Annotated in this window: 24 protein-coding genes, 1 tRNA gene and 3 pseudogenes; 9 read left to right on the plus strand and 19 right to left on the minus strand. The window is 65.4% G+C overall.

The genetic code is table 11. From position 1 onward, the window contains the following. Window positions 1-115 precede the first annotated feature (115 nt). The 3 genes from F6X53_RS32160 to F6X53_RS33955 all read right to left on the minus strand — a co-directional run bounded on the left by F6X53_RS32160 (window position 116) and on the right by F6X53_RS33955 (window position 1,508). A complete protein-coding gene (locus F6X53_RS32160; RefSeq protein WP_191970701.1) occupies window positions 116-292 on the minus strand; it encodes a hypothetical protein in 177 nt (58 codons plus the stop codon). Between the two features lie 100 nt (window positions 293-392). Further along, window positions 393-620 (minus strand): DUF6894 family protein, encoded by a 228-nt coding sequence (locus F6X53_RS04940; RefSeq protein ID WP_150997818.1) that lies wholly within the window; start codon window positions 618-620, stop codon window positions 393-395. A gap of 471 nt (window positions 621-1,091) precedes the next feature. Beyond that, window positions 1,092-1,508: a CsbD family protein gene (locus F6X53_RS33955; RefSeq protein WP_425324680.1), complete on the minus strand. Its 417-nt coding sequence runs from the start codon at window positions 1,506-1,508 to the stop codon at window positions 1,092-1,094. A 295-nt stretch (window positions 1,509-1,803) separates the two neighbouring features. On the opposite strand from F6X53_RS33955, the gene F6X53_RS04950 reads away from it, so the two are divergent. Next, a tRNA-Ala gene (locus tag F6X53_RS04950) sits at window positions 1,804-1,879 on the plus strand. Between the two features lie 120 nt (window positions 1,880-1,999). On the opposite strand, the gene F6X53_RS04955 is transcribed toward F6X53_RS04950, so the two are convergent. The 8 genes from F6X53_RS04955 to F6X53_RS32165 form a co-directional block, all read right to left on the minus strand. Then, complete coding sequence (locus tag F6X53_RS04955) at window positions 2,000-2,959, minus strand: 3'-5' exonuclease (RefSeq protein WP_150997820.1); 960 nt, start codon at window positions 2,957-2,959, stop codon at window positions 2,000-2,002. A gap of 579 nt (window positions 2,960-3,538) precedes the next feature. Continuing rightward, window positions 3,539-4,306 (minus strand): SDR family NAD(P)-dependent oxidoreductase, encoded by a 768-nt coding sequence (locus tag F6X53_RS04960; protein ID WP_150997822.1) that lies wholly within the window; start codon window positions 4,304-4,306, stop codon window positions 3,539-3,541. Window positions 4,307-4,324: 18 nt separating this feature from the next. Continuing rightward, window positions 4,325-5,305, minus strand: coding sequence for an NAD(P)-dependent alcohol dehydrogenase (locus tag F6X53_RS04965; RefSeq protein ID WP_150997824.1), 981 nt, complete (start codon window positions 5,303-5,305; stop codon window positions 4,325-4,327). Window positions 5,306-5,699: 394 nt separating this feature from the next. Further along, window positions 5,700-7,775 (minus strand): AAA family ATPase, encoded by a 2,076-nt coding sequence (locus F6X53_RS04970; RefSeq protein WP_150997826.1) that lies wholly within the window; start codon window positions 7,773-7,775, stop codon window positions 5,700-5,702. Between the two features lie 38 nt (window positions 7,776-7,813). Continuing rightward, window positions 7,814-8,122, minus strand: a complete 309-nt coding sequence (locus tag F6X53_RS04975; protein ID WP_150997828.1) for a hypothetical protein — start codon at window positions 8,120-8,122, stop codon at window positions 7,814-7,816. Between the two features lie 181 nt (window positions 8,123-8,303). Further along, window positions 8,304-9,299 carry a metallophosphoesterase family protein gene (locus F6X53_RS04980; RefSeq protein WP_150997830.1) on the minus strand — a complete coding sequence of 332 codons (996 nt, stop codon included), beginning with the start codon at window positions 9,297-9,299 and terminating at the stop codon, window positions 8,304-8,306. Window positions 9,300-9,362: 63 nt separating this feature from the next. After that, window positions 9,363-10,157: a metallophosphoesterase gene (locus tag F6X53_RS04985; protein WP_150997832.1), complete on the minus strand. Its 795-nt coding sequence runs from the start codon at window positions 10,155-10,157 to the stop codon at window positions 9,363-9,365. 67 nt (window positions 10,158-10,224) lie between these two features. Then, on the minus strand, window positions 10,225-11,223 hold the full coding sequence (locus tag F6X53_RS32165; protein ID WP_191970702.1) for a DUF6634 family protein: 999 nt from the start codon (window positions 11,221-11,223) through the stop codon (window positions 10,225-10,227). A gap of 184 nt (window positions 11,224-11,407) precedes the next feature. On the opposite strand from F6X53_RS32165, the gene F6X53_RS32170 reads away from it, so the two are divergent. Continuing rightward, the gene (locus F6X53_RS32170) at window positions 11,408-11,686 is read left to right on the plus strand and encodes a helix-turn-helix domain-containing protein (protein WP_191970703.1); all 279 of its coding nucleotides are present in this window, start codon (window positions 11,408-11,410) and stop codon (window positions 11,684-11,686) included. Window positions 11,687-11,850: 164 nt separating this feature from the next. On the opposite strand, the pseudogene F6X53_RS04995 reads toward F6X53_RS32170, so the two are convergent. Further along, window positions 11,851-12,066: pseudogene (locus F6X53_RS04995) on the minus strand (CNNM domain-containing protein); the annotation flags it as partial. 214 nt (window positions 12,067-12,280) lie between these two features. Between F6X53_RS04995 and F6X53_RS32175 the strand changes: the two are divergent. The 3 genes from F6X53_RS32175 to F6X53_RS32180 all read left to right on the plus strand — a co-directional run bounded on the left by F6X53_RS32175 (window position 12,281) and on the right by F6X53_RS32180 (window position 13,292). Further along, window positions 12,281-12,421 (plus strand): hypothetical protein, encoded by a 141-nt coding sequence (locus F6X53_RS32175; RefSeq protein WP_191970704.1) that lies wholly within the window; start codon window positions 12,281-12,283, stop codon window positions 12,419-12,421. 96 nt (window positions 12,422-12,517) lie between these two features. Beyond that, window positions 12,518-12,859 (plus strand): nuclear transport factor 2 family protein, encoded by a 342-nt coding sequence (locus F6X53_RS05000; protein WP_150997836.1) that lies wholly within the window; start codon window positions 12,518-12,520, stop codon window positions 12,857-12,859. A 220-nt stretch (window positions 12,860-13,079) separates the two neighbouring features. Next, complete coding sequence (locus tag F6X53_RS32180) at window positions 13,080-13,292, plus strand: hypothetical protein (RefSeq protein ID WP_191970705.1); 213 nt, start codon at window positions 13,080-13,082, stop codon at window positions 13,290-13,292. Between the two features lie 279 nt (window positions 13,293-13,571). Here F6X53_RS32180 and F6X53_RS05010 read toward each other — a convergent pair. From F6X53_RS05010 to F6X53_RS05040, 7 genes and pseudogenes are all read right to left on the minus strand, one after another. Then, a pseudogene (locus F6X53_RS05010) lies at window positions 13,572-13,763 on the minus strand (hypothetical protein); the annotation flags it as partial. Between the two features lie 6 nt (window positions 13,764-13,769). Continuing rightward, window positions 13,770-14,429 carry a DNA-binding protein gene (locus F6X53_RS05015; RefSeq protein ID WP_150997839.1) on the minus strand — a complete coding sequence of 220 codons (660 nt, stop codon included), beginning with the start codon at window positions 14,427-14,429 and terminating at the stop codon, window positions 13,770-13,772. Between the two features lie 186 nt (window positions 14,430-14,615). Continuing rightward, window positions 14,616-14,963 carry a hypothetical protein gene (locus F6X53_RS05020; protein ID WP_150997841.1) on the minus strand — a complete coding sequence of 116 codons (348 nt, stop codon included), beginning with the start codon at window positions 14,961-14,963 and terminating at the stop codon, window positions 14,616-14,618. Between the two features lie 55 nt (window positions 14,964-15,018). Then, window positions 15,019-15,906: a hypothetical protein gene (locus F6X53_RS05025; RefSeq protein WP_150997843.1), complete on the minus strand. Its 888-nt coding sequence runs from the start codon at window positions 15,904-15,906 to the stop codon at window positions 15,019-15,021. Between the two features lie 1,518 nt (window positions 15,907-17,424). Further along, the gene (locus F6X53_RS05030) at window positions 17,425-18,633 is read right to left on the minus strand and encodes an ABC transporter substrate-binding protein (protein WP_191970706.1); all 1,209 of its coding nucleotides are present in this window, start codon (window positions 18,631-18,633) and stop codon (window positions 17,425-17,427) included. A 236-nt stretch (window positions 18,634-18,869) separates the two neighbouring features. After that, a complete protein-coding gene (locus F6X53_RS05035; protein ID WP_150997845.1) occupies window positions 18,870-20,084 on the minus strand; it encodes an ABC transporter substrate-binding protein in 1,215 nt (404 codons plus the stop codon). Window positions 20,085-20,452: 368 nt separating this feature from the next. Continuing rightward, a complete protein-coding gene (locus tag F6X53_RS05040) occupies window positions 20,453-21,793 on the minus strand; it encodes an MFS transporter (RefSeq protein WP_150997847.1) in 1,341 nt (446 codons plus the stop codon). Between the two features lie 151 nt (window positions 21,794-21,944). Here F6X53_RS05040 and F6X53_RS05045 point away from each other — a divergent pair, with 151 nt between their 5' ends. From F6X53_RS05045 to F6X53_RS33070, 4 genes and pseudogenes are all read left to right on the plus strand, one after another. After that, window positions 21,945-23,282 carry an FAD-dependent oxidoreductase gene (locus F6X53_RS05045; protein ID WP_150997849.1) on the plus strand — a complete coding sequence of 446 codons (1,338 nt, stop codon included), beginning with the start codon at window positions 21,945-21,947 and terminating at the stop codon, window positions 23,280-23,282. Window positions 23,283-23,297: 15 nt separating this feature from the next. Further along, a complete protein-coding gene (gene ilvD / locus F6X53_RS05050; protein WP_191970707.1) occupies window positions 23,298-24,971 on the plus strand; it encodes a dihydroxy-acid dehydratase in 1,674 nt (557 codons plus the stop codon). Window positions 24,972-25,127: 156 nt separating this feature from the next. Further along, window positions 25,128-25,190, plus strand: a pseudogene (locus F6X53_RS33960) (hypothetical protein); the annotation flags it as partial. Window positions 25,191-25,241: 51 nt separating this feature from the next. Then, window positions 25,242-25,688: an FCD domain-containing protein gene (locus F6X53_RS33070; protein WP_238297446.1), complete on the plus strand. Its 447-nt coding sequence runs from the start codon at window positions 25,242-25,244 to the stop codon at window positions 25,686-25,688. Window positions 25,689-26,156: the final 468 nt, after the last annotated feature.

The following is a 26,156-nucleotide window of genomic DNA, read 5'->3' on the forward strand; positions in this document are numbered from 1 at the left end:
TGCCTAGGCGTCCACCTAGGCCCTCACGGTTGCGCCCGGTGTCCGGTCAAATTGGGGGCCACTCCAAAGCGGACGATGACATAGGGGTACTGACTGAGCCTGTCCGGGATGCCGCTCATGGACGACCAGAGGCGAGCCCCAGGCGAACGTAGGTGATCAGGCGATCCCTGGCCTTCTCCCGATCCTCAGCCTCGTGCTGCTGAGTCGTCTCAGTCCGGTAGCGGTTCAGAGCAACCCGGGCAGCCTTGGCGAGGTCACCCGGGGTCCGCTTCTGGTTCGCTGTGTCTGACATGGGCTGACCTTCCTTGTGAGAACAAAGAAGGAACAACTGATTCGGTTCCTACGGTCAAGGCTGAGGCGGGGGGCGCAGTTCTTAACCGAGGGCAATCGCTTTAGGTCACAAGGGTGAACGGCAGCTCGAATAAGCCAGAATGATCCTGGTAGGTGACAGCAAGCATCCAACTTGACCAGTCAGCGGATGCTGAGTCGTAGCCTTCCTTCAGGTAAGTTATCAGGTACTTGGCTGTTTTGAAGGCCTCGCCAATGTTCTCGCATTCTGCCCCGATCTCATCGGCCAATATTTGACCTTCATGGCAGACATCGAAAAAGAACTTAGCCATATCTCTATCCAAGCAATCCTCTAACCGCCGCGCTGGTTAGGGCGTAGGGTATGTGGGTTCGCTCTATCAAAACGGGTCATCATCCTACCCTAACTTATGATGCATGATTCCTCAGGTGTGGAATTCTGTACGGCATTATACCGCCGTGAAGATTGCGTACTTCCGGGAGATCGGCTCGCCATAGGTCATAGAGACGGGCTCAGCCTGCGCGAAACATGGCGATCAGGACGACTGTTAGCAGGATGGAGGTCAGGATTGAGCCGAGACAGCCGAGCCGTTTGGAAAAGAAGAAGAACATGCCGGGGAAGCGCTGAGTGGAGCAGGAATGTTCCCAACGGGTTCAGGCTCCTCACCGGGAGCAAAGGGCAAGGGCCATGGCTCAGGGGCTCATTGAGGTAAAAATTCAACCCTAGTCAGCCGGCCGAACTTGAGGGACGTTAAAAGCCAGCTTCAGGTTCGGCCGAGTAGTCCTTATTTGCCCTTGAGCGTATCTTTCACGCTGCCCACGGCATTCTGCACCTTGCCCTTCACCTGATCGACGCGGCCCTCGTTCTTCAGCTTCTCGTCACCGAGCAGCTTGCCAGCGCCCTCCTTGACCTTCCCGCCAAGATTCTTCGCTGAGCCCTCAGTGCGATCCGGATCGACCTCTTGGTTCTTATCGACAGCCATGTCTCTCTCCTTTGCACTCACGCCGCACACTGCGGCGCTTTGAAGAGCGAACGGAGCCGTAGCGACGGAGTTCCGTTGGTTCGTTAAGCCGAACGCCTGCGCTTTGGCTTGGCCTTGCGCTTTTTCGACGCTTTCCTGCCGGTCGCTGCCTTGGTCATCTCGGCTATGGCCAATTGCTGCTGTCGCCGTGCCATGGACGTTGCCGTTCCCATCCACCATCCGGCCGCTCGATTGGCAGCCGATAGCCAAAGGCTCATTGCCGGGTTCTTCATGCTGACCTCGCTGAACAAGGGGCGGTCGCTTTAGTCAACGCGCAGCAGGCCTTCGGTTCACCAAGGGGGCAGGGGAGGGGTCTGGGCTTGTCACACTGGTGTCACAGCGGGTCACACTGGATAGCCTGAAATGCCGCTTAGCAAAGCCCTTGCGCTCTTAAGCTAGACAGGCTAGCAAGATGCCGTAACAGGTTGATCCAAAAGGTGTTATCGAGGGTGGCCTACAAGGCCGGCGCCTCGACGGGGCTGTAGCTCAGATGGGAGAGCGCCGCAATCGCACTGCGGAGGTCAGGGGTTCGAATCCCCTCAGCTCCACCACCAATTTTCCGCGGAAATTTGGTGAGTGGTTCCAAGGGCTTGCCAGACAGGCTCGGAACGATAAGTCCCAATAAGTCCCAGGTCCAGCCGCTTTTACGTCCCATGACCGGGCACCTTTTTCTACAAGGATTTCGTTTCCCTGACGCCCGTGGCCGGCATCGCCACGAAGGCCGGCCGGCTGTTCGACGCCGGCCGCCAGGCGTCAAGGAACCTGCCGAGGTGAGGGCGCTCCGCCCGCTCCGCATCGAGGTAGCGCACCAGCCCCGCCACGGACCGGTCATGGGCAGTCGCATCGGTCCGACCCGTCAGGAGGGCCCAGCGCAGGTACAGGACCATCAGGTTGAGGCAGTCGGTCTCGCAGTAGGCCCGCACGCGCTCGGCCTCGCCCCGGGCGATCATGTCCGCGACCTGGCTCCCATGCTCGCCCATCTTGCCGGGCAGCCCCAGCAGGGCCGCAGCCTCTTCCAGGGTCAGCCGCGCCGAGGCGCCGTATTCGGAGAGGACGTCCATCAGGTCGGCGTGCCAGTCGGGCGCGAAGCGGCTCGCGTAACCCTCCCACCGCGTGCCCCGGCGATACCAAGCCGAAGCGTCGATGCCGTGCATCATCGAGCGCACGAGCAGCGTCGGCATGTCGAAGCTGCGACCGTTCCAGGTGACGACACGGTACCGCTTGCCTGAGAAGAACCGCCAGAATGCCCGGAGCAGGCGCGCCTCGTCCCAACCCGCCTCGCCGCCGCTCCGGCAGGCCGTCACCTCGTACGCCTCTCGTTCCTCCCCCGGAGTGCGCACGATGGCGGCCTCGATGAACGACACGGCGACGACGCGATGCCAGGCGTTCTTGGGAAAGCGGTCCGGCGGCCAGTCAGGCGGTACGAGGTCGTCAGGAACCGTCTCGATATCGAGGGCGAGCACCGCATCGTGCGCCTGGACGGGGGCGGCGCCTCGCGAACGCCAACCCTCGCGTCGGGCATCTTCGGCGGCGACGCGTCGCGCCGGTGCGGCCCCGAACAGGTCGGACCCGTGGGTAGGGGCACCTGGGCGCGCAACGGTATGCCCTGACTGCGGAATCCGGGACAGCATGCGAGACCGCTCCCAATCGCGTGATGGCCGCGGCGCGCGGCGACCGACGAAGACGCCTCCGACCGTTCCCGGGCGGAAGGGTCGGAGGCGTCCAAGGTTTCGATTTGCATAGGGCACAGCCCTTCACCCGGTTGGGTGAGGCGGACGGGATCACGTTCCACGTGGCCATCGCGGACGGCCGGCCCCGCCGGGCTCCTCGACCACAGACGGGCCGGGGTCGATTCAATCCAAGGATTATACCATTGATATAAAGCTTGGGGCAAGCGACCGGCCGAGCATCCCAAGACTAAGGTTAACGCTTCCGGCGGCGCGCAGCCACCACGTGCCTCTAGCCGCCGACATGCCATCCCGCCTTCGGAACCTCCCTGCGGCAGCCCGGACCCATGCATTCGGCCCAGCGCCGCGATTGGTCTCTGGCCGTCGCCGCGCCCGATGCGGTTGTCGAAACCAGACGCTTGGTGACCCTTTGCGAGGGACTACTTACGACCGAAGCAAGCCTTGGAAAGGTCCGCTTCCAGGCCACCTCTGTGACTGCGACCGGCACGCTGCTCGGCCGGATACCCATCCGCGGAACTCACTTCAGTGGGCGGTGAAGCCCCCGTCGACGGGCAACGCGACGCCGACGACGAAGCTCGCGCCGGGGCTGCACAGCCACAGCACCGTCTGCGCCATCTCCTCGGCGGTGCCGAGACGGCCGATGGGCTGCTGCTTCAGGAACTCGTCCATCGCCGCCTTCTGCGTCTTGAGCATGTCGGCGACCATCGGCGTCTCGATGACACGCGGGCAGATGGCGTTGATGCGGACGCCGCGCGGCGCGTATTCGAGGGCGGCGCTCTTGGTCAGGCCGATCACGCCGTGCTTCGAAGCGTGGTAGGCGGCGCGCTCGGGCAGGCCGACGAGGCCGCCCAGCGACGAGCAGTTGACGATGGCGCCGGAGCCTTGGCTTCGCATCTGCTTCAACTCATGCTTCATGCACGCCCAGATGCCGCGCAGGTTCACCGCCTGCACCTTGTCGAACTCCTCGGCGGTCTCGTCCGCCGCGTCGGTGGGCGGCGCCTGGATGCCGGCGTTGTTGTAGGCGAAGTCGAGCCGGCCGAACTCGCTGACCGCGCGCTCCACCAGCGCCGCCGCCTGCGCCTCGTCGGAGACGTCGCAGGCCATGCCGACCGCCTTGTAGCCCGCCGAGGTCAGCTTGCGGGCGGCCTCCTGGACCGCGCTCTCATCCACGTCGCCGAGGATCACGGCGGCGCCGCTTCTCGCGAAGGCCTCGGCCGTCGCTAAACCCATCCCACCCTTGGCACCGGTGACGAGGGCGACCTTGGTGGTGAAATCGTAGACGGGGTTCATGTCAGGGTTCCTATCCAGTCAGTTGGCCATGGTGGAGGTGTCGACGACGAAGCGGTACTTGACGTCCCCGCGCTTCATCCGCTCGAAGCTCTCCTCGATCTCGTCGGCCGCGATCATCTCGATGTCCGCGACGATTCCGTGCTCGGCGCAGAAATCGAGCATCTCCTGCGTTTCGGCGATGCCGCCGATCATGGAACTATCGATGGTGCGACCGCCGGTCAGGTTCGCGGGGTCCGGCGCCGGGTTCGGATGTTCGGGCACGCCCACGAGGGTCAGCGTGCCATCCTTCGCCAGCAGCGTGGTGTAGTCGTCGAGGTTGTGGCTGGCCGCCACGGTGTCGAGGATGAAATTGAAGCTGTTCGCGTGTGCGGCCATCTCGTCCGCGTTGCGCGACACCACGACTTCGTGGGCGCCAAGCGCCTTGGCATCCTCGACCTTGCCCGGAGACGTGGTGAAGGCAACGACGTGCGCGCCGAATGCACGGGCGAGCTTCACGCCCATGTGGCCAAGACCGCCGATGCCGACGATGCCGACCTTCTTGCCGGGGCCGGCATTCACGCGCTTCGGCGGCGACCAGGTCGTGATGCCGGCGCACAGCAGCGGCGCGACCGCCGCCAGTTGCTCCCTGCCGTGCCGGACGCGCAGCACGAAATGCTCGGCGACGACGATCTCCTCGGCATAGCCACCTAAGGTGTGTCCCGGGGCATCGCAGACCGGCGAGTTGTAGGTGACGGTCGTCCCGTTCTCGCAGAACTGTTCGCGGTTGCGGGTGCAGCTGTGGCAATGACCGCAACTGTCGACCATGCAGCCGACGCCGACGATGTCGCCGACGGCGAAGCCGGTCACGTCGGAGCCGACCGCCTTGATCTCGCCGATGATCTCGTGCCCCGGGACGCAGGGATAGGCTTGATCGTGTTCGTGACCGGCGGGACCGTCGTCTCCGTCACGCCGACCTGAGGGCGGCTCTGGCCGCGGAACGCCATCAGGAGGGCGTCGCAGGCAGTGCCCAACGGTGGTCGCAGCGGGATGCGCGGGGCATCAGGCACCCTGGACGGGGCGGCCTTCCAGAGGGCCGTTCCTGTGCCTGAGTCCCCCGACGCCTGCGACCTCGGCACCAGGCGTGACTGTAAGTGTGCCGTTTGCTCTTGGTGGCACAGCACCCACCGCATACCATGGGAGGGATGTTGCCGCCCGTAGTTTCCGGAACGGCACCCAGCATCCGGATGTGAAGTTGACGAGCCCGCTGACCATTGATCAGTTCGGCACGCGAAGTATGGCTCAGAACACCCAGCAAGACTTGCCGCGCTGGCCGAACGTGGCTCGGGCGGAAGTCTAAACCACTCAGGCAAGGCGGGTGTTGGCATGGATCGGCCCCGGGCGGAGCGTGACATCGTCAAACCGCGGTGCGATCTTTCCGTGCATCGGGTGGCGTGGAGGCAGCCGTCCCGGCTACCAGCGCCCGGACCCTGCGGTCGTCGAGGCGTCCCTCGCGGAACAGGGCCTCCGACAGGCGACCGAGAGCGTGGCGTTCCGTCGCCACGAGTTCACGCGCCCGGTTGTACGCGGCCTGGAGCCGCTCCTGCACGGGCGCGATCAGCCATGGCAACCTAGCGACGTCCACCTGGTCCTCGAAGCCGATGCTGACCAGGGGGTGCGCCCGCGAGAAGCCCCACCGTGCCTCCATCTGGGCGGCGACGCGGGTCGCGAACGCGAGGTCGACCATCGCGCCAGCCGAGACGTCGCCCACGGCCTCCTCCTCGGCCGCCCTGCCGGCCAAGGCGATGACCAGGACGCGCTCGATGGCTGTCTCGGTTTGATCGCCGAGTTCCGACGCCTGGCGCAGTTCGGCGGTTCCACCATCGGCATGCAAGGAGAGTTCGACCGGGCCACCGTCGCCGAGGACGACGCAGGCTAGGCCGTGCCCCGCCTCGTGGATCGCTGTCCGCAGGCGGATGTGCGGGGGCAGGGGCGGGCGGGCGGCTTCAATCGCCTCGACCAGGTCCTCGAAGGCGAAATCCCGCCTCGCATGGCGAGCGACCGCACGGGCTCGCCGGACCGCGGCGACGACGTCCGCTCCCGTCATTCCTCTGGCGAGCACGGCGAGGGACGCCAAGTCCGCGCCAGGCAGCGAGGCGCCGAGATAGGTCCTGAAGATGCCCCTCAAGGCGTCGGCGTCCGGCACGCCGATCCTGACGTGCCGGTCGAGGCGTCCTGCCCTGCGAATGGCAGGATCGACGGCCTCGGGATTGTTCGTGGCGGCGACCACGATCACGCCTTCACGTGACGTCGCCCCGTCGAGGTGCTCAAGCAGGGCGTTCACCACCTGCGTGCAGTACTCTTTGTGATCGTCTCCGAATTTATTCCTATCACCGAAGGAGTCGATCTCGTCGATCAGGGCGACACAGGGCTGGCGTCGAGCGAAGTCGAAGAACGCACGCATGGCGCCTAGGGTATGCCCGAGATGGCCATCGCGGTCCGCCTGCCATTGCCCGAGCGACCCGGCCAGCAGGGGTAAGCCCGCGCTGCGGGCGAGTGCGGCGGCATACCGGGTCTTGCCGACGCCGGGCGGCCCGGACAACAGGATTGAAGTCTCAATCTCTTCGAAGCTGATTCGTCCGTTCCGCCAGTGCTGGAGGTCACCCACGAGCGCGAGGCCCCAATCCTTGGCCTCGCCGTAGCCGTGGAGCTCCTCCAGGCGAGGGCCCGGCCTCATGCTCCGCTTCGCCAGCAGGAGCTTCTCCAAGGTAACCATGCAGGCGTGCGCGTCGCGCCCGGGCAGGAGGGCGAGCCGAAGATCGGCAAGGTCGCAGGTCGCGGCCAAGTCGTCTCTCAGCTTCCGTCGGGGCTTGGCACCCACGGCGCTGGTGACCGCGAGGGCGATGCCGGAAGCGTCGAAGGGCATGAGCGTCAGGTGGATCTCCGCAGCGCGGACGAGGTCCGCCGGCAGCACGCGCGCCGGATCCGATGCGATGCCGATGACGGGAACCCCGGCCTGCAGGGCGTCCCCGACCGCCTCGTTCCCCTTGTCGGGCCGGTGCGACGACGAAGCCCCGTCGCGCAGGAAGACGACCGGCTCGCGCCGCCCGGGCGCCCAGCCGTCGGAGGTCATGCAGTCCCCGTCCCGGCCGGCGTCCGGAGAACCGAATGCACAGATCTTGAGGGTCTTGCCGACGATCTTGACCCAGGAGGCGGCCGGGACCCGCACGATGATCCCGGTCCGCGCCTGCCTCAACCCTTCCAGGCCCAAGCCGCCCGCGGCCATGGCCCGCCCGAGGAGAACAGCTGCGCCCAGGGCATCGGGAGTGACCCAGGCAGGCGCGTCGTCGGCCTGCGCATCCGCCTCCGCCAAACCGTCGAGGTAGGCGTCGGGATCATCAAGGCGGCGCAGCCCGCGCACCTTCACTTCCTCTCGAACGAGGCGGACGAGAGCACGGCTGATCGCGTCCGCGGCAGGGACCGGCTTGGCCATCGACGTTCTCCTGAATAGGGCCGGGCGAGGTTGCGGGATCAGGCCGAGCCGCGGCCGGACCGCAGCATCGTCGGCCAGCGCGCCCAGTCCCGTGCCAAGCGGCGAGCCCGGGCGTTCCGGCACCGCAGCCCGAGACGGCGCAGCGCAAATGCCAGGACGTTGCAGGCGGCGGCATCGCCCCGCAGCGCGTGGGCCATCACGGCCCCCATCACGAGGTCGGCCCTCGGCCCCGAGGGTCCCGACTGGCGCAGGTGCCGGAGCGCGATGCCGATGGCCTCGGCCGCATCCCAGGTACGTGCCTGTCGCCAGCGCCGCTCGTCGAGGAGGGCGACCGCTCGGAGGGTCATGGCGAGGCGTTCGAGATCCGCGCGTTCGACTGCTTCCGGCGCCCTGGTCCGCCAGGCCGCCAACGGGCCGGCATGCTGCCGTGGCGACGTCGATGGCGCGATGGGGCAAGGGCTGGATGATGGTTGCACCGGACCTCCGCGGCGGGTTTTCGTTGGGAGCGCGAGCGGCGCAGGGGTGCGATCAGACCTCCACCACGAGGCGGGGGTCGAAGCCATTGCCGTGTCCGCGGGGATTGGCGACGACCCGGGTCCTCGCGACCCGGAAGTCGACCGCTTCAGGGACGGCCCCGTGCACCCACAGCGCCGGGGCGCCCCAGGACCGCATCACGCCTTCCAGGTCCGACGCGAACGATGCGGCGAGCCAGGCGTCCGCGAACCATCCCGGCCAGCGCTCCGGGAGCGAGCGGCGCGACGGGGCGTGATGCGTCAGGACCACCGCGCGGTCCCCCGGGCGCACGCCGGAGACCAGGGCATGGGTCCCCGGTCGCAGGCCCAGTTCCTGTTGCACCACGCCGGCGAGCACGTCCTCGACGTAAGCGCGCGAGCGCGCATGGGCCGCCAGCGCGTCGTGCGGCAACCACCCTGGTGGCCTTGCCGGATGGCCGTTCCGGCCTGACCAGCCTCCACGCGCCTGAACTCGGGCGAGCTGCGCCTCGAACCGGCCTAGAAGGCACCAATCCGTCCACAAGGTGCAGCCGACGACGTGCACTGCGCCGCCGCCCGGCACGTCGAGGCGGGTCGTGTCGTCCGCCAGCAGGCGGATATCCCTGGCCGCCGCCCAATCGCGCGCTTGCGCCAGTCGTGCGGGGTCGGGTGCAGCGAACCGGTGCTCGGCGCTACCCGCAACCATCACGACCGGTCGGCCGGCGATCCGCCCCTCCAACGCCGACGCAAGCCATCGGAGTCCCTCATCGAGGCTGTCGGCCAACCCACCGGCGACGAGCAGCGCGTCGAAGTCCGGGAGCGGATCAGGCAGCGCGAATGGGCCTTCCCGGTCGACGCGCAGGTCCGAGAGGACCCACAGGCGTAGAAGGCGCCTCGGCGCCGCCACGGCGAACTCGGTGGCCGCGGCCGTCCCACGGGCGCGAAACCCCGGCCGGAGGGGAGCAGGGCGGTCGGGGAGCGGCGCATCCGACTGAAGCCCGGGATCGGCGGGTGACGGGAAAACGTCCATCATTGGCGCCTCGACTGGAGTTTGCGCGAACGGCATGACGGTTGCGGCCGGGCCGCGGCCCAGGCCTCAGACCAAGTCCCTGGGGACCTCGACGACCAGGGCCGGATCGAAGGCAGGGTTCTCGGCGCCGTATCCCTTGGGGTTGCACACCACCCGGGTGCTTCCGATGAAGTAGTCGAAGCTGGTGTGCGTATGGCCATGCACCCAAAGGCCCGGGGCTACGGTGGCGACCAACCCATCCAGCCGTGAGGCGAAGCATGGGTTGAGCGGATCGCCGATGAAGCGGCTCGCGATGGATCGGGCGCTCGGGGCGTGGTGCGAGACGACGACGTGGGGCCGATCCCCCGGCAGGCCTAGGCGGCCGGTCAGGGCAAAGCGAAGGAACTCCCGGGACTCTCGGTGCAATGCCGCGGCCTGTTCGGGCCGGAACGGCCGCCAGCTTGGCTCGCGTCGCCAGGCGATCAACCTGTGGTCGGTGAGGCCGTGGACGGCCTTCTCCATCGCGTCCGCCCGCCAGCGCTCTCCATCCAGGCCATAGTCCGTCCACAACGTGCAGCCCAAGAACGTCACCCCGTTGATGGTGACGATCTCGTTTTCCAGCAGGTGGATGTCTTGGTCGCGCGCCGCCGTCCGCCCCCGCCGCAGCTCATCCGGATGGCAGGAGCGGTAGAACTCGTGGTTCCCCGCCACGAAGACGACCGGCATGTGGGGCCTGATGGCCTGCGCGAGCCAGGCGACGCTCGCCGCCAGTCCCTCGCCAACGTCACCCGCGACGACGGCCACGTCAGCCTCCGGGACGGCTGGCGGCTGCCAGGGGCTACCGACATCCCGGTGCAGGTCCGAAAGGATCCAAAGCTTCATCCTGAGTCTCCACGTATGGTGTGGCGCGGGCTCGTGTCCGCGGGACTGGGGCTGGAAGCGGGTCAGGTCAGTGAAGCTTGCCGGTCGCGGCTTGGGGCATCGGTGAACCGAGCGCGTAGAAGCGGGACAAGGTTCGCGCCCACGTGCGCCCGTCCGTGGCATAGACCTCGGAGGTCCGAACGTGCCGTCCTGGCGGCAGGATCGGGTGCCTGCCCACGATGCCGACCAGGGAGCGGACCACACGGGCGTCCGCCTGCCAGCGCTCCAGGACCGGGGCGCCGGCGAGGTCCTCGGGCGTCGGCCCGTCCCCTTCCGCGATGCGTTCCAGGTCGTCGGCCAAGCACCGGAGCGTCTCGACTTCATCGCTCCCATCAGCCGCCACCGCCTCCGCGGTGGCATCGCACGCGGCCCTGCCCCAGGCGTCGGCGCACCGCCTTCCGCCGGCGCGCTGCACGGCGACGGCGAGCGCGGCCAACAATTCGATGCCGACCCTCAGGGCACGCGGCGAGGGGCCACCATCGAGGAGGGCGTCCACCTCGACGCGACGCAGGGGCGGCAGGCCCGCGAACAGCACGCGAGGCGGGGAGGGTGCGTCGATGCCGGCCAGGGCGGCGACCATCTCCCGCTCGAACCTGCATAACCTCGGGTCAGCGCCGCTCCGCCCCAACCCGAGGAGCCACGTCACCCGCGCGAGGTGTTCCGGCAGGTCCTTGATCGCGAGCGCGGCCCGGCGCTCATCGCTCCCGTATGGTCCGATGCCGAGGAGCACGGCCTCGAACGGCAATGGTCCGAGTCTTCCGAGGTTGCCCGGCCCAGCCTCGACGAGGGTCAAGTCGGAGCTGCCGGCCACGGCTCGGGACACCGCGTCGGCAGCTTCCGCAACGGGTGCCTCGACAACCTTGGCGCCGTTCGGCAAGCTCAGGCTTGAGCCGAGGGGCGGCTCACCGTCCCCGATGACCCGGACATGGTTCACGGTCAGCCCGACTGCCAAGGCGGCACGGGTGGCGAGAAGCGCGACGTTTGTGATGGACGAGGGGCAACCGGGACCGGTGAACGCTACCAGCATGAAGGCATCCCGCTCCGCACGCGACCGAAAGGACCCGGACGAGGAGGTCCAGGACACAGGTCGGCCGGCAATTTCCGAGGAAGGCTGGGATTATACCACTGGTATAAGACTATTCCAAGTCGGGAGTGCCTCACCATCCCCTGGCATTCTGCCCAAGGTTAATGAAGCCAGCGCGCCAATCCGAATGCCAGGCTACGTTTTCAAGGCGGCCCGGCAACTGAGCGGCCTATCCCAGCGAGAACTGAGCGAGGCTGCCTCCGTCTCCAAAAAGGGCATCAACGACTTCGAGAACGGACTTGCGACCCTCGGACCCAAGCTCCTGGAACGGCTCATCGGCACCCTGCAAAGCCACGGGGTGCGCTTCATCGAGGGGAAAGGCGTGGTCGGCGTTGTCGTCGTCCAAGTTCGGCTTGATTTCGAGGAGTCGTCGCGCTCGCCAAGGCGTCCCGGTTCCTCCGACTAAGAGCGAGCTGTCGGTCAGCCCTGCTTGCGAGCAGCAGGCCGCCGGTTAGCCCTCCAGGCTGGATGTCGTCAATCGTGAGGGCATGGCAATCCTCTCGGGGCGATTTCATGCGGGCGGCAGCAGGGATGGAGCGGGCAGGGCTCCTCGGCTTCGCCAGGGCCCGAGTGGGCGAGGGCCGGCTCGCCGACCAAGCCCAGGGCCAGGAACGAGATGGTGATGCCGAGCTGGGTCGCGGCGAGGTGGGCGTCAAGGTGGTCAGTGGCCTAGCGCAGGGCCTTGGCATTGGTGCGCCGCTCGGCGCCGAGCTCGGCGACCCAGCTCCTGCGCACCGCTACCAGGGCGAACTCGGCCGCAAAGAAGAAGCCGTTGGCGAGTACCAGGGCAAGGACGGCGAAGAGGCCGAACGTCGTCACTCATCAGTCGTACGAAATCGTCGCCTCCCGCCCAGCCTTCGTCCGGCGTGTTCATACAGGACGGCTCGGAGCCAGCCTACGGGTGGCCGGGATCCATCCCTGGCCGATTGCGGGTTGCAGCGGCCGGTCGAATGGCTAAGCTTCGAGCATCGCCGCGGACCGGCGCCCACCCAGGGGCCAGATGTCTTCCATCAAGATCAAGCGGGCCGAGGACGGATCCTACACGCTCTACCGCGACGGCGGCGCCGTCGGCTCGGGCCTCACGCTGTACCAGGCACAGGAACTCGCCTCGGTGCTGCGATGCCTGGAGACGAAGGCCTAGGGAGCGTCGCGAAGGGCCCCCGCCGGGGCGGGTGCCCATTCGGCTCGTGGACCGGATACCCCGGGCGGAACAAGCACCCCCGCTCGGAGATGGGGCATGACCGACCTCGCGCAGAACAAGGCGAACGTGATCGCCTTCTACAAACTGATGTTCAACGAGTGCCGGCCGCGCGAGGCCATCGAGCGCTACGCCGGCGCCGACTACATCCAGCACAACCCGCACGTGGCGACCGGCAAGGACGGCTTCATCGCCTACTTTGAGCGCATGGCGCGCGAGTGGCCGGGCAAGCGGATCGAGGTGAAACGAGTGGTCGCTGAGGGTGATCTCGTCGTTCTGCACTGCCTCCAGCACTGGCCGGGCGACCGCGACTACGCGGCCATCGACATCTTCCGCCTCGATGAGCGCGGCAGGATCGTCGAGCACTGGGACGTACTGTAGGTCCTACCCGAGACGTCAGCCAACGCGAACGGGATGTTCTAGGCGGCGTGCCACTATTCGACGACCTCCCTGATTGAAACCTGGCCTTGTCCGGCCCGCTCGTATGCCTCGGCCGATGCTGCATCCGGTGCATGCGGAAAATTCGACTGAGGCCGACCGCTTGGGGCCGCCTCGGCCGGGCGGTCCCGGGCGTCGGCCCGGGACCGCGGAGGTCTCAGTGGTGGCGATGCCGGCGGTGATGGTGCCCATGATGACGGTGGTGCCGGTGATGCCGTACGTGGCGGTGACGACCGTAATGGGCCAGCGTCACGCCGTCGGCGCTGCCGACTACCGCGGGCGCGGGCGCGAAGTTGGCGGCGGAGGCCGCTTCGGGCGCTGCCACGAAGAGTCCGGCGAGCAGCGCTATGCCGAGGGTCAACTTCTTCATCCGTGAACTCCTTTGAGGCCAAGGCCCGTTGCGGGCCGCGGGCCTGGTGAACAGGACCCTTTCGCCGGGCGTTCGGCGCGTGCAGGGTCCTGCTAAGCTTGCGCGGAAGCGAGCCCTGTCAAGGACCGAAAGGACTACCGCTCAATGTGGCGGACCTGGATCCTGCGCTCGTCGACCCTCAGTCCAGGCCGAACAGTGCCTCTCGCGCCCCGACGGTGGCCTAGCCCCCCAGCGGGAGGGATAGCACGAGAGCGGTGCACCGTTGTGCAGGAAGCGCCGGAACAGTCACCCGGCCACCTGCCTCAGGGTCCATGACACTTGGTCTGCGCCCCGCGCGGGCACCACGATGTCCTTGCCACCAAAGCGGCCATAAGGGTCCGGCAGCACCACCAGCGTCAGGAGCGTTGCGCTGGTCAGGCTGCTGATGACTACGGTTGCCAACGGGCGATGCATCTTAGCGCCGGTCTCAGTCGCGAGCATTGGTTAGACACGGCCGAAGCGGCCTTTTGCGTGTATACGAAAATACCTGACGTGCTCGGAGCGAACCTGCATCTTTTTCGTAAGTGTTCCTGGAAGCCATTTTTCGCGGTGCAATAGAAATTCCTTGCGAAGATCTGTAGGCAAAGCTGCAAGCACCTCCCTACCGGACATGGCTCCTACAAGGGGCAAGATGGTTTCGATATTTTGCATTACCCGATCCCAGAATTCCTCAGATCGGTATCGCTGGGCAAGTTTTTGAGCGTCCTCGCACTCTCGCCGAAGCTTCTCATTAGCAGCGACATGAACGCCGATTGTTTTTTGGCTGACCTCGAAATTGCTACGCAGCCGTTCAATTTCTCTTTTTGAAATTTCAAGCTCTGCCTTAAGATCGGCTATATCTCGCGAAAACTCCACTCCGAGCCCGCTCTGCATCTCCTGGACCATAGCCCCGGCGAGCTTCGCGAACGCATCTTGAAGCTTCTCAGGAACACCAGCGCGGGAAAGCTTGCTGTCGTAGCCACGCTTTCCTTTCCACTGGTTCAAGAGAGGGCCGATGTCGGAGAAGGATCTACCAATCTCTCGCAGCAAGGCGCGGTCGGTGACATACACGCCCGCCGCGGCCATCCGACCAGCAGCCTCGAAAAGAACCACTCGCTTAACCATAGCTGGCTCCTTCGCTGAGCAGCATGCAGCGGCTGAGGTTGAGAGTTCTCCCTATGAGGCGCTCGGGGTTATCATTTCGATGCTGTATGCCGCCCTGGGCGCTTTTATCGGATTCGGACGATTGCTAAGGCATGCCCCGGGGCCGGTGCGGGCTCCTGGAGCACACCTTGGAAATTCGGCCCCTGACTACCAAGCAGCGTCGTCCTCGTCGGCCAGCATCGGCTGAATCGATGACTTGCGCCGGACGTGGGCCGAAAGCGGGTCGATGTGGCCCCACAAGCCAGCGTCCTCATCGAAGTCGGCATCGAGGGTGTCTTCGAGGACCTGCGCCGAAGGCTCCTCTTGCACGTCCGCCTCAAGCTTGCGCAGCAAGGCTCTGACTTCGCTCTCGCTCAGCCGCGCGAGCGCTGTGCGATTATGGTTGGATTTCCTGGACTGCCGGCGCTGTGTCGGCCGCGCGTGCCCAGGGGCGCGGGAGAATGGGCTGAGGCTTTCCGCGCTCATCCGCCCCGTATTGGCCTTGCGTACGCTCATGGTCTCGCTCTCCACGTAAGGTTGCATGCTTGGCTTCGAAGGCCCTGGTCGGCGGTCACCGCACGCGGAAGCAGTCTCGGCTCGAAGCGCTGTCGGCGCGTCGCGTCTGGAGCTGACTTGAATGGGAAGAGGCCTGAAGGGGCCGCCGCGACGGTGGGAGCGATGCTCGCTGGATCTTTCCTTGTGCGACTGGTGCGTCCAGGCGTTCGAACTCGGCGGCCAGCGCGAGGAGTCTGTCGCTGACCTGACGCTCGCCCTCCAGGTCGCGCGTGGCCATCAGCGACGCCAAGCCCGCAGCATCAATGCGCTGGGCGTGAGGGTCCGCGGCGATGGCCAAGACAATGGAAGCCAAAAGGACGCCCGTCTGAAGCGTTGCGGCCGGCAGCTCGGGCGCTGCCAGGGTGACCACCTCGTTCGGGCCCAAACGGGGTACCATGAACGGGATGGCGCGGGTCGCGAACGGCAGGCTCACCGCGCCGGTCGATGCCAGCGTAGCTCGCGTCCGCAGGTCTGCCTGATGCGAGCACGGTACGAACCACGGAGGCGGCAGCCGGTCACTGGCCTCGGCAGCGCCCATGCACGTGGAGGGATTGGTCTCGTACCGGGCCGCTCGCAGGGCCCGGGCCGAGGCAGGGTGGTCCCGTCCCGCGGTTAGGGCAGTGTCGAGCGTCCTACGCACTCGGCAGTTGGCAAGCCTCGCGAGCGGCAAGACGACCACTAGGTGACCTTCCGGATCGGCCGCGCCCTCAACCGCCCTCTCGATGGCCTCATCGGACATGCTCGCGGCGCCTGGCCAACGGACATTCTCGCACGGTAGCGACCTCACCTCTGCCGGTAGGTCCGCCATGATCTGCACGGGCTCGCCCAGGGTCGCCAGGCCACGCGCGAGCAGCAACGCCGCCACCAAGCCTGCCATGTCGTCGGAGTACACGCCAATCCGCATCACGAAATCCTCTCGACCGCCCACTCCTCTGCTTGGACTGTGAGTAATTATACCAATGGTATAATTAGTGGTCGAGTCTCTCGCCTCTAAAAGCTGTGCCGAACCTGAAGTTGCGTTAGCGAAAGGTGCACGAGCAGGTTGAAATTTGCACTCACCTCGGTTGTGCGAGCACGACTCGTTGGCTGGTTATTGATGAGGGGCCTATTGCGGAAGTTTCGTGTAGCGCATGCCGGCCGACGCTACACTCGCGGAGACAAAGATGCCTTGGCATGTAAGGGACGCTGCATCGGACTTGCCGAAACCGCAGGTGGGACGAGGCGGTCGAATTTGGCGCCTGCGGCAGCACCTGAAGGCCCCAGGACAATGGCCTATGACCATTCGATATGAGACCGTGCTCCCGTTTCTCAGATACTCACTCATGAGCAACGGACAGGATTACGTCCCAATCTTTTAGGCTTGCGCTTGCTCTTAGATCGTCTAGGATGATGCGTCTAAGGCTGATATCTGGACGCAATCTGTTCTTTCAGAAGCGCTGCTTTTTTGAAGACATGCGTCAGGGCTTTAACTAAATAACTTATTGGATCGATGGGCGTCACGTCGGCTTGTTGACCATTCTCAACATGCACCCCAAACCCGGCACGGAACCGCTGGGGTTCATCGAGTCCCCGAGAGCCGCCCTCCCGCCTACGGGGATGCCGCCGGCGCCGTCCAAACCCGCCCCGCGACATCCATAGGCGACCCCGCGGCAGGCTCCGCCCGGCCCTCCGCGCGCTGGGATCCGCCGCGACCTGCCCCGGCGCCCGCGGACGGAACCCGGCCGGGACCCCGTCGACCGCCCCGGCGCTGCCTTCCTCGACGGGTCCCGCGCACCTCTCGCAGCCGTAGCGCGACGACCGACTTGCTACAGATCGACTCCGGCAGGGCAGGGCAGGGCAGGGCGCTGCGCGGTTGCCCGGGGCCCGCAGGAAGCGCGTTCGTGCAGGCCTCGACGGCTTACGAATGACCGACACATGGGCAGCCGAAGGGGCGCGGGCCGCCCCGCCGGGCAGGCGGGCCCATGTCCGTCGCCGGGCAGGCGATCCTCGGACCTGGACCGCTCAGGCCTGGCGGACGAGGCGGAGGTCGGTCTCCCGCTCGACGAAGTCCCACTCCGGCGTCGCCCTCAGCGCCTGGACTGGGCTCGCAGACGTTTCCCTGGTGCGCGTTCCTGAAGCCTCAAACTCCTCTCTCGTGAAACTGCTTGAGCAGTTGGGCGATTTTGACCTGTGTTAATGGTCATTGTAGGGAGCCGGTCGGACATCCGAAGGGCGCAGGCCATGGATGAGGCTGCTCTCGACGTCGCGACCAAGTACGTCACTGAGTCTGAGCAGCGTCTGTGGTAGCGGACGCGTCTGAGGTTAGAAACGGCTGGCAGGAGCCCTCGAAGGCTACCGAGGCGGGGTCCGTTGGCGGTTGATGGCTTCCCGGCCTGCCGGACTGGAAGGTCGCGACCACCACCCTCATTCCAAAGCCGTCCGATCAGCGCCAGAACTCGCAGCGGCTCTCGGCCTTCGTGGCCGCAGCGGCTTCGCCCGGGATTGTCTCGACGACCTTGTAATAATCCCAGGCGTACTTGGACTCTGCGGGCGTCTTGACCTGCATGAGGTACATGTCGTGGACCATGCGACCATCCGGGCGAATGTATCCGCGCGCGAAGAAATCATCGATCGGCGTCTCCCGCATCTTGGCCATCACGGTCTCGCTGTCGCGGGTGCCAGTGGCCTTCACGGCGGAGAGGTAATGCCACGTCGCGGAGTAGTCGGCTGCCTGGGGCAACGTCGGCATCCGCGCGGTGCGCGCAAAGTAGCGCTTGGCCCAGGCCCGGGTCCGGTCGTTGAGGTCCCAGTACCAGCCATCCGTCATGTACATGCCCTTTGCCGCGTCGAGCCCCAGGGCGTGCACGTCGCTGAGATACAGGTTCATCGCGACTACGGTCATCTGACCGACCAGGCCGAACTCACCGACCGCTTTGATCGAATTGATGGTATCTGCCCCGGCATTGGCGAGGCCAAGCACGTCTGGTGCAGCGGCCTGAGCCTGGATGAGGTACGAGGAGTAGTCCACGGTGCCGAGCGGGTGCTTGACCGAACCCACGACGTTGCTGCCGAGCGCCTGCACGACTTGCCGCGTATCCTTCTCGATTGAGGTGCCGAAGGCGAAATCAGCGGTGACGAAGTACCAGTTCCGGCCACCCCGCTTGGTGATCGCGAGGCCCGTTCCCTTCGATAGCGCGATGGTGTCGTAGGCGTATTGTACCGTGAACGGCGAACAGTCCTCGTTCGTCAGGCGCGAGGTCGTGGAACCGATTGGCATGAACACCCGCTTGCGGTCACGCGCGAGCTTATTGACGGCCAGGCCGACGGAAGAGTTTGGGCCGGCGATGACCATGCTGACGTCGTCGCGGTCGAACCACTCCCTCACCTTGGCGGCGCCGATGTCGGCCTTGTTCTGATGGTCGGCTGAGACAAAGCGGATCTTCTGTCCGAGCACCTCTCCGCCGAAATCCTCGATTGCCATCTTGATTGCCTCGGCGCCTCCAGGTCCGTCAGCGTCGGCGAAAACACCGGACATGTCGGTGATCAGGCCGATGGTAACCGGAGCCCCGGCAGCGCAGTGAAATGGCCATAAGCCCATGATGGCGCACACCGCCAACACAAATACCCTCGGCGTTCCGCTCCAAGTCTTCATTGATTTATTCCTGACGTATCGATGCGTTGATGTTTGTGAAACTGCACCCGATTGGATGCGCCGGCGTCGAGGCGATCACCAATGCCATTTATGGCTATATTTTTTGTCAGAAGATTGCGAGGATCATATCCCGAGCCAAATCTTGCTTCCGCTGTTGACCGGATATATCAGGCAATTCAGTCAGAGCGCCTCTGCAGTGTCTGATCGGATCGAGACGTAGCCGCGGATTGTGGAAGTTAATCGGCCCTCCGCCCGACAATTGGACACTGGCCCGAGTCCATCGGCCTAAAGGCCTTATCCGCCCCCACCGTCGCCACGGTTTTGTAGAGATCATACGGTCCGGTGGACTCGCCAGGCGCCTTCACCTCGAACAAGTACATGTCGTGGATGACACGACCATCTGTTCGTACGCTGCCCTGGCCGAACACCGGATCGCTGGTCGGGATAGCCTTCATCGCGGCGACAACTGCTGAACCGTCCTTGCCGGACTTCGTCCTCTCCACGGCCTTCAGGTAATGAAGAACAGAGGCGTAGACACCGGCGTGGACCATGTTCGGATAACGACCGCCGAAACTACCCGAGAAGCGTTTGGCAAAGTCGCGCGTGCCGTCGTTTAAGTCCCAGTAAAAGGCCTCCGACAGGAGCAACTTCTGCGCCGTTTGCAGGCCGAGCGCCTTGATGTCGTTAAGCACCATCAGCATCGCGGCAAGCTTCTGGCCGCCCTCGGTGATGCCGAACTCGCCCGCCTGCTTGACCGCATTGACGGTGTCGACGCCTGCGCTGCCCAGGCCGATCACCTTCGCCCGCGACGCCTCAGCCTGCAGCAGGAACGAGGACAAGTCGGATGTCCCAAGCGGGTGGCGCACGGTGCCGACGACGCGCCCGCCGGCCTGCTTGATCGCCTCCGTCGCATCGCGCTCCAAGGCGTGCCCGAACGCGTAGTCGACGCTCATGAAGTACCACGTGTCGCCGCCGGACTTCGTCACCGCGGTGCCCACCGTGTTGGCCTGAGCCCAGGTGTCGTAGGTCCAATGCACGGTGTTGGGCGTGCAATTCTTGCCGGTCAAATCGGACGTGCCGGCGCCCGAAACGACGAGCGCTCTATTCTTCTGCGAGACCAAGCTGCTGACCGCCAGGGCGACGGCCGAGTTTGGGACGTCGAAGATCGCGTCGATCCCGTCCGCGTCGATCCATTGCCGCGCGATGTTGGCGCCTACATCGGCCTTATTCTGATGGTCGGCGGATAGCACCTCGACCGGCATCCCGGCGACCGTCCCGCCGAAATCGGCTACAGCCATCCGCGCGGCGAGGACCGAGCCGGGCCCCGCGAAGTCCGCCTGAGGTCGAGACATGTCCGAAAGGACGCCGATCTTCAAGACCTCGGCGGACGCCGTGCCCGCACCGAGGGTGAAAGCGGCGAGACACGCCGCACGGATGGCGAGGCTTCGCATGGGTGTTTCCTCCGGCTTCATCGTTTTAGTGGTCATCGGTCAGTTGTTGGTGAGCGCTGCACTTGCCATATCGCCCGGCGTACCAACCCCGGGTCGGATGTGCCGCGCGATCAGGTCATCACGACCGAGGCAGTCGACCCTCCCGCATCTCGCCACGCTGAATTCCTTCTTCATCGAGGTTAGGCTCGGGGCGATGCGGGCATCGCCCCGAGCCTATGCTCTTGCTCCATCCGACCGATGGCGCGGGCTTGGTGTCGGCCTCCGTGTGCGGTGACCGCGCGGCGCTCGCGACGGGGCGAGAGTTCACTCCACGTCGCCGCGCAGATCGCGCCGACAAACCCCGGACCCGGGGCCCGCCTTAACGTCGATCATCCGGCCTTGACGGCTGCCGGATTGACGGCAGGCTGACTTACCTCGTTCTCGCGCGTCCTAATGAAGCTGGCCGCAACGATGCCCACCAGCACACACGCACCGATGAACAGCCAACCGTTCGAGTAGTCCTTCCCCGCCGCGGTGACGACCACCAGGCTCGCGAAGATCTTGGCGCTGAAGGCGGCGACCGTGTAGCCGGCGCCGTTCACGAAACCCATCGCCTTGCCATAGACCTCCGGCGAGAAGATCTCCGCGGGTACGGTCAGGAACGGACCCCAGGCCATGTTTCCGAAGAAACCCATGCCGCACAGGCAAACGGCCAGCATCGTCGGGTTCGCTTCGTTGAGATTTGCGAGCAGGAAGACGAAAGGCGCCAGGCCAACGAAGCAGGCCAGGATCATAATTCGCCGATTGCCGTGGAAAACCTTGTCCGAGAGGTAGGACGAGGTAAAGCTACCGACGGCACCCGCGGCGAAATAGAGGCCGCTCCACAGGCCCATTTCCTGCAGCTTGAAGTGGAAAACGTCGGAAAGGTACAACGGTATCCAAGTTAGGGCTCCGTAGAGCGTGATCTGCATGACAATGTCGACGACGACGACCGCGATGTAGCTCTGGCTCTTGAACAGATCGATGAACCGGATGCCGCCAGAGGCACGTGCTTTTGCTTCCACGTCCTGATAGTGGCCGGCGCGGATTTCGCCACGCTCGATCTCGTCGCGGTAGGCATATTCCAGGTCTTCGGGCGTTGCGCCCTTGAATTGCTCAGGCCGATCGAAGACGATCACTAAGATCAATAGCAGCGGCACCACGCCGAACGCGGCGGTGACGTAGAAGACGATCCGCCAGTCGCCCGCAGCGTGGGCGAATTGAGTCGCGAACACACTGGCCCAGGCCGGTGTCAGGATCCACGCCCAAGACAGGAGCGCTTGCGCACGCGCCCGTCCTTCCTTGTTGAACCAACGCATGAGGATGCGCGCGGACGGCACGTATTCCGTGCCAACCAGTGCGCCGAACAGCGCCATACGGAAGAAATATTCATCCCTGGTCTGAATGTGGGCCATCCAGGCCGTCATGATCGACCAAGCAATGACCGAGAATATTAATATTCTTTTTGCACCAAATCGATCGGTCAATATACCGGAAACGTATTGCGACGGACCATAGAACAGCAGCATTAGGAATGCTCCTGTTCCGAGGTCGGCCGTTGAAAGACCTACGTCGTGTGCGATCACGGGATTTAGTACATTCGTTTTCACGCGATCAAGATACTGGATGCTGTAGGCAACGAACAACGTCACCGCGATCACCCAGCGGTATGGGATTGCTCCGAACCGCATTTTCTCCTCCCTCACATACTTCTAGCATGTCAGCGGCATACGAGTAGGCAGGAAAATTCCACCCGTCAACCGCTTGCATGCTACTAACATATTAGTAAGATATGAGGGAGTGAAGGAGCCGCCTGGTCGGCCGTCCTATGGGAGGAAGCGCATGGTTGAAGCGCGAACGCTTGATCGCAGGCCTATCGAGGAGCTCGCGACCGACGTCCTCGTCTGCGGCGGCGGGGCCGCAGGCCTCGCAGCCGCCCATACGGCCGCCCGCCAGGGCCTCGGCGTCATCCTGCTTGAGCGCTACGGCTTCTGTGGCGGCGGGGCGGTGGCGGGCCTGTCAGGTACGGTCTGCGGCCTCTACGAGGCGACCCGCCGCAATGCCGAACCCGACATCGTCGTGCACGGCTTCGCGGATACGTTCGTCGCCGCCATGGAGGAACGCGGCGGTCTGACCCCTCCGCTCGTCTACGGCCTGACCCGAACCCGGGTGCACGATCCCTTGATATGGCGCGAGGTCGCCGACGACCTACTCGTCGATGCCGGCGTGACAGTGATCCACCACTGCACGGTCACCGAGGTGCTCCTTGAAGGAGACCGCGTCGCGGGCGTCCAAGCCTATACCAAGCAGGGCAAGATCCGCGTCCGCGCCGCCGTGACCGTCGACGCCACGGGCGATGCCGACCTCACGGCGATGGCCGGCCTGTCGACCTTCATGGGTCACGACGGGCAAGTCCAGAACCCGACCATGATCTTCCGTATCCAGGGCGTCGACATAGAGCGCTTCCGAGAGACCTACGGCAACGACACGATCATGCCGATGGCGGTCTCGGAGGCGATCCGAGCTGCCGACCCGAGCGGGAGCATCCTGCCGCGCACCAAGATCTGGCTTTTCCCGACGACGCATCCGGGCGAACTGCTCTGCAACTGCACCCGGGTCACCGGCGGGGACGGTCGCGAGCTCAACGCCACCTACTATCGTGATTTCACCGAGGCCGAGGTCCGCGGACGACGACAGGCCCGGGCCTATGCCGCGTTCTTCCGAGCGAACCTCGCAGGCTGCGAGCGTAGCTGGATGGAGGATACCGGCGTGCAGGTTGGCGTCCGGCAGACCCGCCAAGTCCGTGGCCGCGAGACCTTGCTCAACACCGACATTCTGTCTGGCCGCAAGCGCGGCGACGGCATCGCCCGCTCGCCCTGGCCCATCGAGCTTCACAGCGGGGAGCGTCCGCGGGTCGAGTGGTTGATCGACGACTTCTACGAGGTCCCCTACGGCTGCTTCGTACCCGAGCGCGGATTGTCGCTGCTCGCGGCCGGGCGATGCCTGTCGGCCGAGCATGAGGCCGTCGCTTCGGCCCGGGTCACCGCCCAATGCTTCGCCTACGGGCACGCCATCGGCCACGCCGCGAGCCTCGCCGTCCGCGAGCGCGTGCAACCGGGGGACATCGATGGATCCGCCATCCGCGCACTGCTGAATCGCGACGGCGCTCAGCTCGATTGAAGGGACATTTCCGAAATGACCAGACAGTATCGTAGCCACTTCGAGCCAGGCACCACGCGGTGGGCGGTCCGGCGCGCGCAATGGATCGCGATGGGGATCGCGGAGGAGGACTTCGACAAGCCGAAGATCGCGGTCGTCAACTCATCCAGCCGTCTGTCCGTCTGCTACCAGCACCTCGATCAGGTGTCGGAGGTCGTCCAGGAGGCGATCCGCGCGGCCGGCGGCCTGCCCTTCGAGATCAGGACCGTCGCTCCCTCCGACTTCGTGACCTCGGCTGGCAAGGGCGGCCGCTACCTGATGCCCACGCGCGACCTTCTCGTGAACGACGTCGAGGTTCAGGTCGAGGGTGCCGTGCTCGACGGCATGATCCTGCTCGCGTCCTGCGACAAGACCACCCCGGCGCAGCTCATGGCTGCCGGACGCCTGAACCTTCCGAGCCTGGTGCTGGCCTGCGGTTACCAACTCGGCCGCGAATGTGGCGGCCACCACGTCGACATCGAGGAGGTCTACAACTCAGTCGGCGCGCTGAAGGCGGGGAAGATCTCGCTCGGCGACCTGACCGAGATGACCTGCCAGGCGATTAAGGGCCCCGGCGTCTGCGCCGGACTCGCGACGGCGAATTCGATGCATTGCATGGCCGAGGCGCTCGGCATGGCGCTTCCAGGGAATGCGCCGATCCGGGCAGGCGGCGACCGTCTCTACGAACTTGCACGGCAGGCTGGCCGCCGCATCGTCGAACTCACCGAGGAAGGTACTACCGCCCGTCAGATCCTGACGCCGGCCGCTTTCCGCAACGCCGTCACCGTCGCCTGCGCGATTGGCACGTCCGTGAACGTCATGCGCCACCTGATCGCGGTCGCGGTGGAGAGCGAGTGCGATGTCGACATCATCGCCGAGTTCGAGCGCGCGGCCGACCGGGTCAGTCAGGTGACGCGCATCCGGCCGAACGGACCGGACCGGATCGAGACCTTCGACGAGGCCGGCGGCGTTTCGGGGGCCATGCGCCAGATCGCCGGTGAACTCGACCTGTCCGTCCTCACGGTCAGCGGGCATACCCTCGGCCAGAACCTCGATGCCCGTCCGGATCCGGACCCGGCCGTGATCCGGCCTCTGGCGAACCCGTTCCGGAACGAGCCCGGCCTCATCATCATCCGCGGGAACCTCGCCCCGGACGGAGCGGTCGTGAAGCTGTCGGCCGTTCCTGCCGCGGTGCGTCGCTTCGAGGGTGCCGCATCCGTGTTCGAGGACGAGAACCAGGCCATCGAGGGATTGCGAACGGGCGCCGTCAAGCCGGGGGACGTCGTCGTCCTGCGCATGCTTGGCCCGAAAGGCGGGCCGGGCACGGTCTTCGCGGCGAGCTTCATGGCCGCCCTGGTCGGGGCCGGACTTGGGGATAGCGTCGCGGTGATCACCGATGGCGAGCTCTCCGGCCTCAACAGCGGCATCACCATCGGCCAGGTCATGCCAGAGGCGGCCGAGGGCGGTCCGTTGGCGGTCGTGGAGACGGGCGACCGCGTCCTCATCGATCTGAACGAGCGCCGTCTCACGCTGGCCATCGACGACGAAGAAATGTCCGCCCGCATCGGCGCGCTCGTGCCGCGGCCCCCTACCACCGAGAAGGGCTGGCTCGCCCTTTACCAGCAACTCGTCCAGCCGCTATCGAAGGGTGCGGTCCTGGGAGTTCGATAAGGTACACCTTTGAACCTCGAAGCAATCACCTCGGCAGCGGCCGGCAAGCCGGAGAAGCGCGGAATCGGGCTTCCCGGCGAGGCGGACTCACAGGTCCGCCAAGCCTATCTTGCGCTTGAGGAACGGATCGCGACGCTCGCGCTTGCGCCCGGCCAAGTGCTTTCGGAGACGTCCCTCGCGGCGATGCTGGGTCTCGGCCGGACGCCTGTTCGCGAGGCCCTCCAGCAACTCGCCCGGGAGGGCCTCGTCGCGGTCCATCCGAAGCGAGGGGTGGTCATCACCGAGATCGACGTGAAGCGTCAGCTCAAGATGCTCGAACTGCGTCGGTACCTGGAACGCTACGTCGTCGAGGCCGCGGCGACACACGCCACGGCGGCGGAGCGCCGGAGGTTTTGCGAGATCGCCGACCTGATGGACGACGCGGGCGCGCGCGGGGATGGCGAGGCCTTTCTGGCCCTCGACCGTGAGTTCAACCTCCTGCTGCTCACGAGTGCCGGCAACGAGTTCGCGACGAACGCGATGAAGCTGATCCAGGGCTTGGCGCGCCGCTTCTGGTACGCCTACGGCGATAACGCCAATCTCGGCGAGACAACGCGCCTCCACGCGGGGATCGCCCGATGTGTCGCCGCGCAAGAACGAGAGCCGGCGACAAAATACCTCGATAGCTTGATCGACAATGTCGAGGAATTTACTCGCTCAACGCTAAACATTAGATAGATGAATCTGTCTCTCAGATTGGGTGCTAAATTCAATAAAAAACGCTTGTGGTGGCCTGATGTACCGAAGGCTGCCTGCTGTCGATGAATTCAGCGGGTACTCCCGTGTCTTGGCTGACTATGCTCTCTCCGTTCGCACCGGTCGGCGGGGTAGGCACACCATAGCCGAACTAGGTTTGAACACATGCTGCCGGTCACGGAGGTGAGCTTACCGCTTCCGCAGTCTGGAAGTACGTTGCCTCTGAGCCATGCCTGAGGTCGTCGCGGCCGCAGGGGTGTGCGAGTGCGGCGGATATGTCTCAAGCCGCGCTGGAGACCAAGCACCACACTGACACGGCACTGAAAGCGGTGGCGGCAGACCTCGCCCGCTGAGTTGGGGAGTTCGTGGATACGGCGACGCGCGAGGTCAAAGAGCGACGCACCGCCCTGCGCATTGACGTCGACGAGGCTAACACGCTCCATTTTCTTC

Source organism: Methylobacterium soli, assembly GCF_008806385.1.
In the GTDB taxonomy this organism is placed as follows: Bacteria; Pseudomonadota; Alphaproteobacteria; order Rhizobiales; family Beijerinckiaceae; genus Methylobacterium; species Methylobacterium soli.